The 16,380-nt window shown below is 71.7% G+C and carries 14 protein-coding genes; 8 read left to right on the forward strand and 6 right to left on the reverse strand.

From position 1 onward, the window contains the following. Positions 1 to 25 precede the first annotated feature (25 nt). Positions 26 to 613: a MarR family winged helix-turn-helix transcriptional regulator gene (locus L0965_RS01090; RefSeq protein WP_232783971.1), complete on the forward strand. Its 588-nt coding sequence runs from the start codon at positions 26 to 28 to the stop codon at positions 611 to 613. Positions 614 to 622: 9 nt separating this feature from the next. Here the strand turns inward: L0965_RS01090 and L0965_RS01095 are convergent, their stop codons facing one another. Continuing rightward, positions 623 to 1,222, reverse strand: a complete 600-nt coding sequence (locus tag L0965_RS01095; RefSeq protein WP_060959733.1) for an LON peptidase substrate-binding domain-containing protein — start codon at positions 1,220 to 1,222, stop codon at positions 623 to 625. A gap of 36 nt (positions 1,223 to 1,258) precedes the next feature. Here L0965_RS01095 and L0965_RS01100 point away from each other — a divergent pair, with 36 nt between their 5' ends. Next, the gene (locus tag L0965_RS01100) at positions 1,259 to 1,756 is read left to right on the forward strand and encodes a DUF427 domain-containing protein (protein WP_060959732.1); all 498 of its coding nucleotides are present in this window, start codon (positions 1,259 to 1,261) and stop codon (positions 1,754 to 1,756) included. A gap of 26 nt (positions 1,757 to 1,782) precedes the next feature. Beyond that, a complete protein-coding gene (locus tag L0965_RS01105) occupies positions 1,783 to 3,597 on the forward strand; it encodes a DEAD/DEAH box helicase (protein WP_232783972.1) in 1,815 nt (604 codons plus the stop codon). A 74-nt stretch (positions 3,598 to 3,671) separates the two neighbouring features. Here L0965_RS01105 and L0965_RS01110 read toward each other — a convergent pair whose 3' ends face one another. Beyond that, positions 3,672 to 4,982, reverse strand: coding sequence for an MFS transporter (locus tag L0965_RS01110; protein WP_060959775.1), 1,311 nt, complete (start codon positions 4,980 to 4,982; stop codon positions 3,672 to 3,674). Between the two features lie 218 nt (positions 4,983 to 5,200). Here L0965_RS01110 and dnaK point away from each other — a divergent pair, with 218 nt between their 5' ends. Genes dnaK through L0965_RS01130 form a run of 4 tightly spaced genes read left to right on the forward strand, consistent with a single transcriptional unit; the run spans position 5,201 to position 9,126 of the window. Continuing rightward, a complete protein-coding gene (dnaK, locus tag L0965_RS01115) occupies positions 5,201 to 7,072 on the forward strand; it encodes a molecular chaperone DnaK (RefSeq protein ID WP_101305360.1) in 1,872 nt (623 codons plus the stop codon). A 12-nt stretch (positions 7,073 to 7,084) separates the two neighbouring features. Next, the gene (locus tag L0965_RS01120; protein ID WP_101305361.1) at positions 7,085 to 7,681 is read left to right on the forward strand and encodes a nucleotide exchange factor GrpE; all 597 of its coding nucleotides are present in this window, start codon (positions 7,085 to 7,087) and stop codon (positions 7,679 to 7,681) included. A gap of 15 nt (positions 7,682 to 7,696) precedes the next feature. Beyond that, positions 7,697 to 8,680 (forward strand): DnaJ C-terminal domain-containing protein, encoded by a 984-nt coding sequence (locus L0965_RS01125; protein ID WP_060959729.1) that lies wholly within the window; start codon positions 7,697 to 7,699, stop codon positions 8,678 to 8,680. 2 nt (positions 8,681 to 8,682) lie between these two features. Then, entirely contained in the window at positions 8,683 to 9,126 is a 444-nt protein-coding gene (locus tag L0965_RS01130) for a heat shock protein transcriptional repressor HspR (protein ID WP_101307131.1), read from the forward strand. A 6-nt stretch (positions 9,127 to 9,132) separates the two neighbouring features. Here the strand turns inward: L0965_RS01130 and L0965_RS01135 are convergent, their stop codons facing one another. From L0965_RS01135 to L0965_RS01150, 4 genes are read right to left on the reverse strand one after another with little or no spacing between them, the layout of a single operon-like run. Then, positions 9,133 to 10,494 carry a DUF2252 domain-containing protein gene (locus tag L0965_RS01135; RefSeq protein WP_232783973.1) on the reverse strand — a complete coding sequence of 454 codons (1,362 nt, stop codon included), beginning with the start codon at positions 10,492 to 10,494 and terminating at the stop codon, positions 9,133 to 9,135. A 4-nt stretch (positions 10,495 to 10,498) separates the two neighbouring features. Next, positions 10,499 to 11,233, reverse strand: coding sequence for a potassium channel family protein (locus tag L0965_RS01140; RefSeq protein WP_101305363.1), 735 nt, complete (start codon positions 11,231 to 11,233; stop codon positions 10,499 to 10,501). A 31-nt stretch (positions 11,234 to 11,264) separates the two neighbouring features. Then, positions 11,265 to 14,447, reverse strand: a complete 3,183-nt coding sequence (locus L0965_RS01145) for a GH92 family glycosyl hydrolase (RefSeq protein WP_101305364.1) — start codon at positions 14,445 to 14,447, stop codon at positions 11,265 to 11,267. Next, positions 14,444 to 15,049, reverse strand: coding sequence for a hypothetical protein (locus L0965_RS01150; protein ID WP_101305365.1), 606 nt, complete (start codon positions 15,047 to 15,049; stop codon positions 14,444 to 14,446). Before L0965_RS01150 ends, L0965_RS01145 begins: the two co-directional genes overlap by 4 nt. Positions 15,050 to 15,168: 119 nt before the next feature. Between L0965_RS01150 and L0965_RS01155 the strand changes: the two genes are divergently transcribed. Then, positions 15,169 to 16,380, forward strand: coding sequence for a glycosyltransferase (locus L0965_RS01155; RefSeq protein WP_060959724.1), 1,212 nt, complete (start codon positions 15,169 to 15,171; stop codon positions 16,378 to 16,380).

Here is a 16,380-nt window from a genome sequence, read left to right on the forward strand (position 1 = left end):
GTCAAGAGACATGTAAATTCGAGGTATGCCGGATGCCGACTCCTCACCCTCCGACGCCGACCTCGATGCCATCGATGCCGCCCTCGGTCGTCTGCGCGGGCGGGGTCCGGGCCCCGGCGGCGGTGACCGCCACGGGCGTCCCCCGGGCGCGGAGGAGGGAGCGGGCGGCCCGCCCTGGATGAGGGGCGGACGCGGTCGCCACGGCGGTCATCACGACGTCGGGACGCCGCCGTCCTGGCCCGGCGCCCGAGAGGGCGGCCCCGCGATCCGCATGGGCGGCCCGGCACGGCTGCGGTTGATCGAAGCGCTGCACGCGGCATCCCACCCGCTCAGCGTGAGCGAGCTCGGCGAGGCGATCGGAGTGGATCAGCCGCGGGCGTCGCGGCTGGTGCAGCAGAGCGTCGAGATGGGTCTGGTGCGGCGCGAGGCCGACCCCGACGACGCCCGTCGCACGCGCATCGCGCTCACGCCGACGGGGGAGCGGGCCGCGACGGGGTTCCGCGGACGGCGCCGGGAGCACCTCGCCGCCGCCCTCGCGGACTTCAGCGAGACCGAACGCGCCGACCTCGCCCGACTGCTCACGAAGCTCGCCGCCGCCTGGCCGCGAGGCTGAGCGCCGTCGTCAGTCGTCGGCGGGCCAGATCTCGTCGACCTCGAGCGTCAGATCGATGATCTGCTGCAGCAGGCCGCCCATCGTCGTCGCCCGCAGGAGCCGCTGCTGGTCGTACTCCACCAGCGGGGCGATCGCGGCGATCTGCCACACCGCGGCCACCGGGTCGGACGACAGCTCGATGTGCGCTCCCCACGGCGCGTCGGGGAACCGGCCGAGCACCCGCCGCACGATCGCCTCGGCCTCGGTGCGCAGCGGTGTCAGCGCGTCGTTCCATACCAGCGGATCCCGCCGGGACACCTCCGCCCGCGGGTAGGGGGCGTCGTCGAGCCACCCGTCGACGGTGAACCGGTCGGTGCCGACGGCGACCACCTGCAGAGCGTCCGCCCCGGCCGCGACGTTGACGAGGCGCGCCAGCGTGCCGATGTCGGACCGCTGATCGCCGCCGCCGGTCTCGTGTCCGCGCTCGATCAGCACGACACCGAACTGCGGGTCGTCGCTGTCGAGCAGCTCGCCCATCAGCTGCAGATACCGCGGCTCGAACACCCGCAGCGGCAGGGGCGTGTGGGGGAAGAGCACCGCCCCGAGAGGAAACATCGGCATCACGGTCATGCGTCCAGTCAACACCGACGCACGTACAGTGGGCGCATGCCCCGCCCTCTCCCCGAAACGCCGGCTCCCGGGCAGGAGTCGGTGTGGGACTACCCCCGCCCGCCCCGCGTCGAGCCGGTCGCGGCACGGGTGACGATCCGCCTCGGCGGTGAGCTGATCGCCGACACGCGTGACGCGGTGCGCGTGCTCGAGACCAGTCATCCGCCGGTCTACTACCTGCCGATCGCCGACTTCGCCCCGGGTGCGCTGGTGGATGCCGAAGGCTCCTCGTTCTGCGAGTTCAAGGGTGCCGCCCGCTACCTCGACGTGGTGGGCGGCGGCCTCACCCGTCCGGGGGCGGCCTGGAACTATCCGCAGCCCTCGGCGGGCTACGGCATCCTGCGCGATCGGGTGGCCGTCTACGCCGCCCCGATGGACGCGTGCACCGTCGACGGGGAGGTCGTCACCCCGCAGCCGGGAGGGTTCTACGGCGGGTGGGTGACGGCGAACGTCGTCGGGCCGTTCAAGGGAGTGCCCGGCTCGATGGGGTGGTGACGGCGCCGGGCGACTACCGTGGTCACATGGCCTCTGACAGCTCCACCGATCCCGTCGAGGCCGCTCCCGCGCCCGACACCCGCATCGCCGACTCCGCCGAGGCTCCGGCGGCGCCCGGATTCGCCGACCTCGGCCTCGACGCCGCGGTGCTCAAGGCGCTGAAGGACGTCGGCTACGAGACGCCGTCGGCCATCCAGGCCGCGACGATCCCGCCGCTGCTCGCGGGCCGCGACGTGCTCGGCACCGCGCAGACCGGCACCGGCAAGACGGCCGCGTTCGCGCTGCCGATCCTCTCGCAGCTCGACCTGTCGCAGAAGACGCCGCAGGCGCTCGTGCTCGCGCCGACCCGCGAGCTCGCCCTGCAGGTGTGCGAGGCGTTCGAGTCCTACGCCGGTCACCTCCGCGGCGTGCACGTGCTGCCCGTCTACGGCGGCCAGGGCTACGGGCAGCAGCTGTCGGCGCTCCGCCGCGGCGTGCACATCGTCGTCGGCACCCCCGGTCGCATCATGGACCACCTCGACAAGGGCACCCTCGACCTCTCCGAGCTGCGGTTCCTCGTGCTCGACGAGGCCGACGAGATGCTGAAGATGGGCTTCGCCGAGGACGTCGAGACGATCCTCGCCGACACCCCCGCGGGCAAGCAGGTCGCGCTGTTCTCCGCGACGATGCCCGCGCAGATCCGTCGCCTCGCCGGCACGTATCTGAAGGATGCCGAAGAGATCAACGTCAAGGCGAAGACCTCGACCGCGACCAACATCACCCAGCGCTACCTGATCGTGTCGTACCCGCAGAAGGTCGACGCGCTCACCCGCATCCTCGAGGTCGAGAACTTCGAGGGCATGATCGTCTTCACCCGCACGAAGAACGAGACCGAGACCCTCGCCGAGAAGCTGCGGGCGCGCGGATACGCCGCGGCCGCCATCAACGGCGACGTCGCGCAGGTGCAGCGCGAGCGGACCGTCAACCAGCTCAAGGACGGCAAGCTCGACATCCTCGTCGCCACCGACGTCGCCGCCCGCGGTCTCGACGTCGAGCGGATCAGCCACGTCGTCAACTTCGATCTGCCCATCGACACCGAGTCGTACGTCCACCGCATCGGCCGCACCGGCCGCGCCGGCCGCTCGGGCGACGCGATCAGCTTCGTCACGCCGCGCGAGCGCCGGATGCTCGCCTCCATCGAGAAGGCGACGCGCCAGCCCCTCACCGAGATGTCGCTGCCGAGCGCCGAGGACGTCAACGCGACGCGCCTCACCCGCTTCGACGACGCGATCACGGCGGCACTGGCCGAGACCGAGCGCATCGACCGCTTCCGCGACATCATCAACCACTACGTCACGCACCACGACGTGCCCGAGGCGGATGTCGCCGCCGCGCTCGCCGTCGTCGCGCAGGGTGAGACCCCGCTGCTGCTGGATGCGGACGCCCCCGAGCCGCGCCGCGAGCGCGCGGACCGCGGCGACCGCGGCGACCGTCCCGTCCGTGACGGTGACCGCGGTGACCGCGGCGACCGGCCCCGGCGTGAGCGCAGCGGCGGACCCACCGCCACGTACCGCATCGAGGTCGGGCGCCGTCACAAGGTCGAGCCGCGCCAGATCGTCGGTGCGCTCGCGAACGAGGGCGGCCTGCGTCGCGAGGACTTCGGCGCGATTCAGATCCGTCCCGACTTCTCGCTCGTGGAGCTGCCCGCCGACCTCCCCCGCGACACGCTCCAGCGGCTCGAGGGCACGCGGATCAGCGGCCGCCTCATCGAGATCAAGCCCGACCGGTTCCAGCGCTCCGCCAAGCGTCCGGACCGCGGCGAGCGTCCCGACCGCGGCGAGCGGCGCCCGCGCCGCGACTGAGCGCGGCTCGGCATCTATCGGCGCGGGAGCCGCGTTTCGACTCGCTGCGCTCGCTCAGCGACCGGGCGGCGAGATCAGCGGGCGGGCGGACGCACGGGGATCAGCAGTGCCAGCCCCACGAGCAGCACGGCGACGAGCCCGAGCACGCCCCAGTACTGATCGCCTCCGAGCGTGACGAAGACGCCGAACATCATCGGGGCGAGGAAGACGGCGGCGCGGCCGGTCGTCGCATAGAGGCCGAACACCTCTCCCTCGCGACCGGTGGGGATGCTGCGGGCCAGGAACGTACGCGACGCGGACTGGGCGGGGCCGACGAACATCGCCATCGCGAGACCGAGGCCCCAGAACACGGCAGGCCCTCCGTCGTGGAGCACGAAGATCAGGATGCCGCCGACCACGAGCGCGACGAGCGAGACGATCATGACCGGTTTCGGTCCGAACCGGTCGTCGAAGAAGCCCGACGCCATGGTCACGATGCCCGCCACGACGTTGGCGGCGATGGCGAAGATGAGCACGTCCGCGGCGGTGAGCCCGAATGTGCCGGTCGCCAGCACTCCGACGAAGGTGAAGACGCCCGTGAGTCCGTCGCGGAAGATCGCGCTGGCGAGGAGGAACCAGACGGTCGGACGGCTCTCGCGCCACAGCGAGGCGACCGTTCCGAAGAGCACCCGGTAGGAGGCGAAGAAGCCGATGCGCGCCGCGCCGGGCGTGGACGGCGTGTTCTCCGGCACCGCGAACAGCAGGGGGAGGGCCGACAGAGCGAACCAGATCGCGGCGAGGAGCATCGACACGCGCACGGCCATGCCGTCGGCCCCCGTGACGCCGAACAGTCCTACGTCGGGCTTGATGAGCCCGAAGTAGAGCACGAGCAGCAGCACGATGCCCCCCAGGTAGCCCATCCCCCAGCCGAAGCCGGAGACCTTGCCCACCGTGCGCGGCGTGGAGATCTGGGAGAGCATCGCGTTGTAGTTCACGCTCGCCAGCTCGTAGAAGATGGTGCCGACCGCGAGCAGCGTGAGCCCGAACCACAGGTAGGCGGTGTCTTCGCGGACGAAGATCATCAGCGCCAGCATGAGCACGACGACGCCCGTGTTGATGGCGAGCCACCGCTTGCGGTGCGCCGAGGCGTCCGAGCGCTGTCCTGTGATGGGCGCCGTGATGAGCACCACCAGGCCGGCGAGGGTCAGGGCCAGCGACAGGGCCTGCGACGTGCTCGCCGCGTCGCCGAAGGCGCTGCCGGTGAGGTACACGGTGAACACGAACGAGGTGGCGACGGCGTTGATCGAGGCCGATCCCCAGTCCCACAGCCCCCACGCGAGCACGGCGCCACGACCGGTCGAGCGGGCGAGGGGTGCCGGCGGGGCGGGCTGGTCGGGCAGTGACATGTTCGTCACGGTATGTCCCTTCGGTGAACACCGGGTGGCGCGTCATCGCGCGTGCAGGTCACGTTACTCCCGGCATCCGTCGCGAAAGTTGAGCCGATTCATATCAACTTGGGTTTGACAGCCGTGGGTGCCGGGGCTATCGTGGAACACATCGAAGTTGAGCCGGTAGGACTCAACCCCGCAGACTTCCTCAGATCCGTTTCACGAAAGGGAACACAATGGCACGTGCAGTGGGTATCGACCTCGGGACGACGAACTCCGTCGTCTCCGTCCTCGAGGGCGGCGAGCCGAAGGTCATCGCCAACGCCGAGGGCTTCCGCACGACCCCGTCGGTCGTGGCCTTCACCAAGGACGGCGAGGTGCTCGTCGGCGAGACCGCCAAGCGCCAGGCCGTCACCAACGTCGACCGCACGCTCTCGTCGGTCAAGCGGCACATGGGCACCGACTGGAAGACCCAGTCGATCGACGGCAAGCAGTACACCCCGCAGGAGATCTCCGCGCGCATCCTCCAGAAGCTCAAGCGCGACGCCGAGGAGTACCTGGGCGACAGCGTCACCGACGCCGTCATCACCGTCCCCGCGTACTTCAACGACGCCGAGCGTCAGGCGACGAAGGATGCCGGTGAGATCGCGGGCCTCAACGTCCTGCGCATCATCAACGAGCCCACCGCCGCCGCTCTCGCCTACGGCCTGGACAAGGGCAAGGAGGACGAGCTCATCCTCGTCTTCGACCTCGGTGGCGGCACGTTCGACGTGTCCCTGCTCGAGGTGGGCAAGGACGACGACTTCTCCACGATCCAGGTGCGCGCCACCGCCGGTGACAACCGCCTCGGCGGCGACGACTGGGACCAGCGCGTCGTCGACTACCTCATCAAGCAGTTCAAGGACACCACCGGCGTCGACGTCTCGGGCGACAAGATCGCGCTGCAGCGTCTGAAGGAGGCGGCCGAGCAGGCCAAGAAGGAGCTGTCGAGCTCGACGAGCACCTCCATCAACCTGCCCTACCTGTCGCTGACCGACTCGGGCCCCGTGTCGCTGTCGGAGACCCTCACCCGCGCCAAGTTCGAGGACCTCACCAAGGACCTCCTCGACCGCACGAAGAAGCCGTTCAACGACGTCATCGCCGAGGCCGGCATCAAGGTCGGCGACATCGACCACGTCGTGCTCGTCGGCGGATCGACCCGCATGCCGCAGGTCACCGAGCTGGTCAAGCAGCTCACCGGCGGCAAGGAGCCCAACAAGGGCGTCAACCCGGACGAGGTCGTCGCCGTCGGCGCCGCCCTGCAGGCCGGTGTCCTCAAGGGTGAGCGCAAGGACGTGCTGCTCATCGACGTCACCCCCCTGAGCCTCGGCATCGAGACCAAGGGCGGCATCATGACCAAGCTCATCGAGCGCAACACGGCCATCCCGACCAAGCGCAGCGAGACCTTCACGACCGCCGACGACAACCAGCCGTCGGTCGCGATCCAGGTCTTCCAGGGCGAGCGCGACTTCACCCGCGACAACAAGCCGCTGGGCACGTTCGAGCTGACCGGCATCGCGCCGGCTCCCCGCGGCATCCCGCAGATCGAGGTCACCTTCGACATCGACGCCAACGGCATCGTGCACGTGTCCGCGAAGGACAAGGGCACCGGCAAGGAGCAGTCGATGACGATCACCGGCGGCTCGTCGCTGCCCAAGGACGACATCGAGCGCATGGTGCGCGAGGCCGAGGAGCACGCCGCCGAGGACAAGAAGCGCCGCGAGGCCGCCGAGGTCCGCAACCAGGCCGAGACCCTCTCGTACTCGATCGAGAAGCTGATCAAGGACAACGAGGACAAGCTCCCCGCCGAGGTGAAGACCTCCGTCCAGGCCGACGTCGACGCGCTGAAGACCGCGCTCGCCGGTGACGACGAGGATGCCGTGAAGAACGCGTTCGACAAGCTCAACGCGTCGCAGCAGCAGCTCGGCGAGGCCATCTACGCCTCGGCGCAGGCGGCGGGCGAACAGGGCGACCCCACGGTGGCCGACCCGGGCAACGGCAGCGTGCCGAACCCCGAGGAGGACGTGATCGACGCCGAGGTCGTCGACGACGAGGACGAGAAGAAGTAAGAGAATCGAGCCATGACGAACAAGGACTTCGAAGAGCCGATCGACGAAGTCCCCGGTGACGAGGGGTCGGAGGCGCACGCCTCCGGCCCCGACTCGCAGGGGGCCGCGGATGACGGCGACGCGCTGACCGTCGACGACATCCTCGACACGGCGCAGACGGACGAGGCCGCGGTGGCGGAGGCATCCCCCGAGGACCGCGACCTGCTGCTGGATCTCAAGCGGGTGCAGGCCGAGTACGCCAACTACCGACGGCGCACCGAGGAGCAGCGCGAGGTGGAGATCGCCCGTGCGAAGGGCTCGGTCGCCAAGGGACTGCTGCCGGTGCTCGACGACCTCGACCGTGCCGAGAAGCACGGCGATCTGGTCGAGGGCTCGCCGCTGCTGGCGATCGCCGAGAAGCTGCGCGCCGTCGTCGCCCGCCTCGGGGTGGAGACCTACGGCGTCGCCGGCGAGGCCTTCGACCCGCAGCAGCACGAGGCGATCTTCCACGCCCCGAACCCCGGCGGGGTCGAGGACGGCACCATCCTCGATGTCGTCGAGGTCGGCTACCGCCTGGGCACGATCGAACTGCGACCGGCCAAGGTCGTCGTCGCCGGTTCCGCCGACTGACGGGAGGAGGTGTCCATGGCCAGTCAGGATTGGTTCGACAAGGACTTCTACAAGGTCTTGGGCGTCTCCAAAGACGTGTCCGAGGCCGACCTGAAGAAGGCGTACCGCAAGCTCGCGCGCACCTACCACCCGGACTCCACGCAGGGAGACCCGGCGAAAGAGGCGAAGTTCAAGGAGATGAGCGAGGCGTACGCCGTGCTCTCCGACAAGGCCCAGCGCGAGGAGTACGACCAGATCCGCGCGATGGGCGCCGGAGGCGCACGCTTCCAGGCGCCCGGCGCGGGTGCCGGCGGGTTCGAGGACGTCTTCAGCCGTTTCGGCCAGTCGCGCGGGTCGGCGCAGTCGGCCGACTTCGACGACCTGTTCTCGATGTTCGGCCAGGGCGGCGGCTTCGGCTCGGGACGCTTCGGTCAGTCGACCGGGGGATTCCGCGGCTACGGCGGTCCGCAGCGCGGTGCCGACGTCACCGCGCGCACCACGCTGGACTTCCAGACCGCCGTCAAGGGCGAGACCATCACGCTGGCCGGCGAGGACGGCAAGCCGTTCAAGGTGAAGATCCCGGCCGGGGTCTCCGACGGCCAGAAGATCCGGCTGCGCGGACGCGGACGGCCGTCGCCCGACGGCGGCGAGGCGGGCGATGTCGTGGTGAGCGTCACCGTGCGGCCGCATCCGGTGTTCACGCGTGACGGGCTCAACCTGCGCGTGACCGTCCCGGTGACCTTCACGGAGGCGGCGCTGGGGGCGACGATCGAGGTGCCGACGCTCGGCGGCGATCCCGTCAAGCTCCGCGTCGCGCCCGGCACCCCGTCGGGTCGCGTGCTGCGGGTCAAGGGCCGAGGTGTCCACACCGCGAAGGGCACGGGCGATCTGCTCGCCGAGGTCCAGGTCGCCGTCCCGGCGCACCTGGACGACCAGGCGAAGGAGGCGCTGGAGCGCTTCCACGAGCTGGAGCCGAAGGAGAATCCGCGCGCCGACCTCATGGCCAAGGCCCGGGAGTGACGATGAGCGACGAGCAGCCCGACGAGGAGGCCCCGATCTTCGCGATCGCCGTCGCCGCCGAGCTCGCCGGCATGCACCCGCAGACCCTCCGCCAGTACGACCGGCTGGGGCTGGTGGTCCCCGGCCGCACCCAGGGCGGGTCGCGGCGCTACTCGCTGCGTCACGTCAAGCAGTTGCGCGAGGTGGCCGCGCTCTCGGCCGAGGGCATGAGCCTGCCGGCCATCTCGCGGCTGATCGAGCTCGAGAACGAGGCGCGCGGCCTGCGCCGTCGCGTCGCCGAGCTGGAGCAGCGGCTGCAGGAGGAGCTCGCCCGTCGCTCCCGCGTCTTCGCGGCGGGGGCGACGGGGTCGGTCGTGACCCTCCGCCACGGCACGCGCGTGCGCCGGGCGACGGAAGTCGTCCTGTGGCGACCGCTGCCCGCGGCGGACGCCGATCCCGAGCAGTAGCGGCGACTAGACGGTGCGGGTGCCGACGGCGTCGACGAAGGCGCCGTAGTCGGTGCGGGAGAGCGCCGCGTATCCGTACGCCCACTCCACGATGGACTCTGCGGCGGCCCGCCCCGCACCCAGGTAGCCGACCACGCGCGCCGCGTTCGGGGATTGGCCGTGGGCACGCGCCAGCACCGTGGCGCACGCCTGGGCGTAGAGCCGGAAGGGCGCGTCCTCGAGCGTCTCCGCGTCGATCCCGCCCTTCATGTCGCGGAACTGGCGCACGTAGTAGTCGGTGCTCGCGCCGCGGAAGTGCCCGAGGAACGGGTCGGACGAGCCCTGCAGGATCCGCTGCAGGGCGACGACCCGGCCGCCCTGCCCGTGGCTCGCCACGAACGAGGCGAGCTCGGCGGGCTGCGCGGCGCCCCCGTACTCCTCGAGCACGCTGCGGCCGGCCTCCTTCACCTGCATGAGCAGGGCGGCCCCGTCGCCGTCGACGAACACGGCCACGTAGCAGCGCGTGCCCACGCTGCCCACGCCGACGACGCGTCGCACGACGTCCGACAGCGAGTAGTGCGACAGGACGAGCTGCACATCGGCGCGGGTGGTCGCGATGTACTGGGCGAGGGAGGCATCCACCGCGGCGACGATCTCGTCGGTGACGTGGGTCATCGTCGGCGGCTGTTCCACGAAGCGCAGCCGGCCGTCGGGATCGAGGGCGGTCATCTTGCGCACGGCCTTGTCGCCGGTGCGCTTCTCGGCGTCCGCGATCGCCGCACGCAGCACCTTCCGCGACGCCTTGTCGCCGCCGATCAGGCCGCCCGCGGCGTCGAAGTGCTGGTAGAACCGCGCGAGCGGCGTCGTGGTGTCGCCGACGGCGAGGGCCCGCGCGTAGCGCACGACCGCGGCGCGCGCGGCATCCGCGGTGACCGCGTCGTCGCGTCCGGTCGCCTGACCGGCGACGACGATGCTGGCGACCAGGCGCTTGAGGTCCCACTCCCAGCTGGCCCACGCCGACTCGTCGAAGTCGTTGAGATCGAACACCAGCGTGCGCTGGGGCGAGGCGTAGAAGCCGAAGTTGGCGACGTGGGCGTCGCCGCACGACGCGACGAGGATGCCGCTGCTCGGCCCCGCCGCGAGGTCGTCCGCCATGAGCGCCGCAGTGCCGCGATAGAACGCGAACGGGCTGGCCGACATGCGCTCGTCGCGCAGCGGCACGAGTTCCGGGACGCGGGCGGCGTTCTGGGCGGAGAGGATGCCGAGGGGGTCGCGCCGGTGCGTCGGCAGTTCGGCCAGCATCCTCCGGGGGAAGCGTCGGCGCTCGCGGCGGCCTTCCTCGTGCGCGCTCTGCCGGCTCGTGGGCGCTGTCCAGGAAGCGAGGGTCATGCGCTCATGATGGCATCGAATCGTCGGCGTCCCCCGGCGTCGAGCCGCGGGCGGCGTCGAGCGCGCGTTCGTGCTGGAGACGCTGGCCCACCCGGTGCATCTGGTCGGTGAGCGCGGAGATCACCGTGGCGCTGGTGACACCCAGCACGATGAGCCCTCCCATCATGAGCCCCACGGCGATCGTCCGACCGAGCGGTGTCACCGGGACGAAGTCGCCGTAGCCGACCGTCGCCAGGGTCGAGAAGCCCCACCAGATCGCATCGCCCAGGTTGACGATGTTCGCGTGGGCGTCCTGCCGCTCGGCGAGCCACACGAGCGTCGACGCCGTGAACACGAACAGCAGCGTGAAGATCGAGACGAGGATCACCAGGCGCAGCCGCTGGCGCGAGGCGCTGGCGCGGAACCACGGCAGCCGCCACAGGTAGGCGAGGATCACGAACGGACGCAGGTAGACGATGACCAGCGCGACCGCTTCGAACCATCGTGTGCGCAGGAACTCCCGCGGCGACCCGCAGATCGCGAGGCGCACCACGATGTCGGCGATGAACACGATCCACAGGACGCCGATCAGTCCCACCAGGAGGTTCTGCTGGTGCACGGTCAGCTTCGTGTCCGCCAGGCTCCAGACCCACGCCGCGAAGAACACCAGCGACAGGGCGAACATCGGCCAGGCCGTCCGGTCCTCCCACCGCAGCACACGCGGCGACAGCGGCCGCCGGCGGCGCTTCCTCTCGCTCATGCGGCCACCCTAGCGGCCGTCTGCAGGCGCGTCAGCGCGCGTCGCCGAGGTCGAAGAGCTCGATCTGCCGCAGCCGCACCGACTGGCGGGCGCGCACCCGGAGGAAGCGGGCGCGCACCGGCTCGGCGAAGCGGAACGGGGTGGTCCGGTCGGGGGCCAGGGCCGTCGGTGCGGTCTCCGCGACGGGCCGCCACGACACGGCATCCTCGCTCGCCTCCCACTGCAGAGCGTCGGCCTCGACCGCGCCGACCGCGGTCACCGTCGCATCGGTCACGACGGTCGTCGCCGGGAACGCCCACCCGGCCCACGCCCCGGTGCGCAGACGCACGCCGCGGTCGCCGCGCGCCGCGCCGTCGTCGAAGAGTCGTCCGGCGAACCAGACCCCGCGGGAGCGGAGGGCGCGCCCGGCGGTGCCCGTGAGATCACGGTGCCAGGGCGCGGCCGGCGGCGTCGGCGCCGTCCAGAGCGCTCCCTCCGGGACCTCGCCGACATCCAGCTCCAGCTCGACGTCGCCCGCGAGCACCTCGACCGGCAGCGTCGGCGCGCCGAGCGGCATCCCGTTCACCCTCGCCGAGCGCAGCACGTGGGCGCCCGGACCGCTCCGCCGCGTGCGGATGCGCAGGCGCGAGCCGTCGGAGCGCGCCACGGAGATGTCGTCGAAGAGCGGCGAGCCGATGACGAGCGCGCCCGAGGCGGGGTCGAGCGGGTAGAGGCCGAGCGCCGCCCAGAGCCACCACGCGCTCATCTCGCCGTTGTCCTCGTCGCCCGGGAAGCCCTGGCCGATGTGGCCACCGGTGAACAGCCGCCGCGCGAGTCCGTGCGCCACCCCGCCCGCCCGCCAGGGCTCGTCGCTCGCGGTGTACATGTACGGGATGTGGTGCGCGGGCTGGTTCGAGACGGCGCACATCCCGCTGCGCAGCGCCCGGGCCTCGCGCTGCTCGTGGATGACCTGGTGGTAGGAGCCGGCGTAGGCGCGGTCGGCCGTCTCCGGCTCCGCGAACAGCCGATCGAGGTGGGTGCGCAGTCCCCGCGGTCCGCCGTACAGCTGCGCCAGCCCCGCCGGATCGTGCACCGCGCTGACCGACATGCCCCACGCGTTCGTCTCGACGTAGTCCCCGCCCCAGACGCGCGGATCGAATCGCCCGCCCGGGAACGCGCCGTCGGCGTCCCGCCCCCGGAAGAAGCCCACGGCGGGGTCGAAGAGCTGCCGGTAGGAGAGCGAGCGGTTGGCGAGCCAGCGGGCGAGGGCGTCGTAGCGGGATGCCGACGGCTCCGGGGTCCGCGCCGCGAGCCGCCGGGCGAGCCGGGCGAGCGCGGCATCGCTGATCGCGTTCTCCACGCTCCAGCTCATGCCCTCGTGCGTGTCGCGGGGGATGTAGCCGAGGAAGCGGCCGCGGCCGATGCCCTTGCGTCCGCGGCGGGCATCCGGTGCGCGCTCCCCGGCGTTGCGCCACCCCGAGGCGAACGCCGCCTCCGCATCGTCCAGCAGCCCCCAGCGCTCGCCGTCCGCGAGGATCTGATCGCTGGAGGTGCCGACCATCGCGTCGACGTATCCGGGCGCCGACCACCGCGGCATCCACCCGGTGCGCCGCTGCTGCTCGAGGATGCCGTCCAGCAGTCGTCGCGCCCCGTCCGGGTCGACGAGCGAGAACAGCGGCCAGGCGGTGCGGTAGGTGTCCCAGTAGCCGTTGTTGACGGCGAGGCGTCCCGCCACGACCGGCGCGCCGGTCGCCTCGGCCGAGTGCGGGCCGGACGGGACGAACGGGTCGGCGTACACCGGTGCGGGCTGCTCCGCCGTGCCCGCGTTCTCGTGGGCCGCGTTCGGATACAGGTGCAGCCGGTACAGCGCCGAGGCCAGCTGCGCGCGGGAGTCGTCGTGCGCGAGCCCGCGGAACGGGCGCTCGGATGCCGGCAGGTCGGGGATCCGCACGCGATCGACGACGGTGTTCCAGGCGGCGTGGGTGCGCTCGCGCAGCTGATCGAAGGAGAGGTGCTCCGGCGCCTCCAGCGCGAGGGAGCGGCGAGCCTGCTCCAGCGAGACGAACGAGATCGCGATGCGCAGCTCCAGCTCGCCGCGGCCCGCGACGAAGCCGGCCCGGTCGCCGCGTCCGTCGTCGTCGAGGCGGCCCGCCCGCCCGGATGTCGTCCGCACGACGCCCACGAAGAACGTCCGGCCGCCGTTGCCCCACTCGGCATCGCCCTCGCCGACCCAGCCGTGCACGGCGTCCGCCGTCGCGGTCAGCGCGCCGTGGCGACCCGGCTGGTCGATCACGAGTCCGACGTCCCCATCGGCGTGCGGCGCGCACACCCGGAAGAGCCCCACGTGGTCGGTCGCCGTCGCCTCCACGCGCAGGCCGCCGTCGAGGCTCGCCATCCACACATGCGGGTGCGCGCGCTCCGAGCCCGGCGCGATCCATCGGCGCCGGCGGGCCGGGGCGGAGGCGGGGGAGCCGTCGAACGGCATCACCTGGAGCACCCCGCGGTCGCCGATCCACGGACTCGGCTGGTGGGAGAACTGCACCGCCTCCAGACGTCGTCCCGCATCGTCGTCGTGCACGAAGGGGCGGTAGGGCCAGCGCTGGTCGCGGGCATCGGTGGCCGGGACGAGGAAGGTGAACCCGTGCGGGACGGCGACGGCCGGGATCGTGTTCCCCCGCGAGAACCGGTCGCCCGCGTGCGAACCACGACGCGTGTCGACGCGTTCGGCTGGGGAACGGTCCCCGTGCGGCATCCGCTCGACGCGCACCTCGACGTAGCCGCTGACCTCGTCGACGCCGGTCAGGCCCGGCGCGCCCAGAATCACCTCGACCGCCGCCGTGCGTCCGGCGAACGGCGCCAGGCCGACACTGTCGGCATTCCACTGCTCGGGCAGGCTCCACCGGGCCGCGAACTGCGCCTCCGCGGCGATCGGGAAGTCGTATCGATCACGCACACGGGGGTCAACGCTCAGCCGGTCCTCGCCGCTGCGGGCGTCGACGGCCACCGCCAGTGCGGCCCACGGGGCGTGCACGGCGGCATCCCCGTCGGCGTAGAAGGCCCAGTGCAGCACGGTGTCGTCCGTGCACGCGACCTCGTCGAGTCCCGGCACCACCACGGTGACGACGCCGTCGGCCGGACGGAACCGGTAGCGGAACACCGTGCCGCCCAGCACCCCCGTGTGCGGGCGCGAGGACGGCGGGTCGGCCGGCCCGTCCGCCGGCTCCAGCGCGATCATGCCGGGTCGATGCGGAGCACCGTGGCGCTCTCGCCGACCGACAGGTCGTCCACGACCCGCAGCGACCGCGCGAGGTCGTCGACGGCGGGCACCACCGTGCCGAACCGCTCGCGGTCTCCGCCGGTCGCCGTGACGGTGACCAGGTGCGTGCCCGTGTCCCACGTGTAGGTCGCGAACGGCGGCGGCGTCGTGCCCCCCTCGCGCGTCGGGGGCGTCGGCATGACGAGCCGCTCGCCGACGCCGAGGTAGGTGCCGCGGAAGCTCTCGGTGTCGTCGTACTCGATCGGCATCATCGCCCGTGCGGTGCGCAGTTGGGGCGTCAGCTGCTGGATCTGCGCCATGACGACCACGAGCTCGGGATCGGACTTCCACACCCAGACGAGCACGCGTCCGGCCGCCTTGCGCATCAGGGCGGGGGCGGCCTGGCTCATCGCCCAGGCCGCGAACCCGCCGCCGGGCCGGGGCTGCGCGCCGACGGCCGCGTTCGCCTGGCCGAGCAGCATGCGGATCGCCTTCTTGCGGGCGCGACGCCCGGAGAAGCCGAAGGAGTCGGTCACGGCGACCCAGCGAGCCGGGTCCGCATCCGCGGTGAGTCGAGCCATGGCACCACGTTACGCGGCGCGGCTCCTCCCGGGCCAGAGAAGGCCCTCGGGTAGACTCGACGGCGGTGGCTCCGCGATCCGCGGTCTCGCCGCCGCCGCACAGATAGGCCCCGCACCCCGTGACCGAATCCGCGACACCCGACGACCCGACCCCCCTGCATCGGCCGCTCACGATCGTCATCGCCGCCGACACCTTCAGCCCCGACGTCAACGGCGCCGCCCGCTTCGCCGAGCGCCTCGCCGCCGGACTCGCCGGGCGCGGCCACGACGTCCACATCATGACGCCGAGTGTGAAGCACTCCGTGCATGGCACGTTCCGGGAGACGATCGAGGGTCAGGAGATCACCGTGCACCGCCCGCCGGGGTGGCGCTGGCCTCCGCACGACTGGCTGCGCTTCGTGCTGCCGTGGATGGCGAAGCACTATTCCCGCAAACTCCTCGACGAGGTGCCGGCCGACGTCGTGCACAGTCAGTCGCACATCGTGCTCGGGCGCGCGCTGACCCGCATCGCCCGTCAACGCGGCATCCCCGTGGTCGCCACCAACCACGTCATGGCCGAGAACATCCTCGACTTCACGACCCTGCCGCCGCTGCTGGACAAGGTGGTCGTCAAGCTCGCGTGGGACGACGCGAAGCGCACCTTCGACATGTCGCGTGCGGTCACCACCCCCACGCGCAAGGCGGCGGAGTTCCTCGAGAGCACCATCGACATCCAGGGCGTCATCCCGATCAGCTGCGGGATCGACAAGCGCAACTACACGCCCGACCTGACCCCGCGCACCCACCGCCGCGTGCTGTTCGTCGGACGGCTCACCACCGAGAAGCACGTCGAGGTGACGCTCGCCGCGGTCGCGAAGCTCGCGCCGGAGCTGCCCGAGATCACGTTCGACATCGTCGGCGGCGGCGACCAGCGCCGCGCCCTCGAGCAGGCCGTGCAGCGCCTCGGCATCCAGGACCGGGTCACGTTCTACGGACGTGTCGAAGAGGACGACCTGCGCGCCGCCTACACGCGTGCGGACGTCTTCGCGATCGCCTCGATCGCCGAGCTCCAGTCGATCGCGACGATGGAGGCGATGGCCTCGGGCCTGCCCGTCGTCGCCGCCGACGCCGTCGCCCTCCCGCACCTCGTGCGCGACGGCGAGAACGGCTACCTGTTCGAGCCGGGCGACGTCGACGACCTCGCCGACAAGCTCCGGCGCGTGCTCACGGCCTCGCCGGAGGAGTACCTGCGCATGCAGCAGGCATCGCTCGACGGCGTGGAGATCCACGACATCGAGAAGACGCTCGACACCTTCGAGAAGCTGTATCGCGGTGAACCGATCGGCGGCTGA

Source organism: Microbacterium sp. NFH-22A-Y, from assembly GCF_021401375.1.
Lineage (GTDB): Bacteria > Actinomycetota > Actinomycetes > Actinomycetales > Microbacteriaceae > Microbacterium > Microbacterium hominis.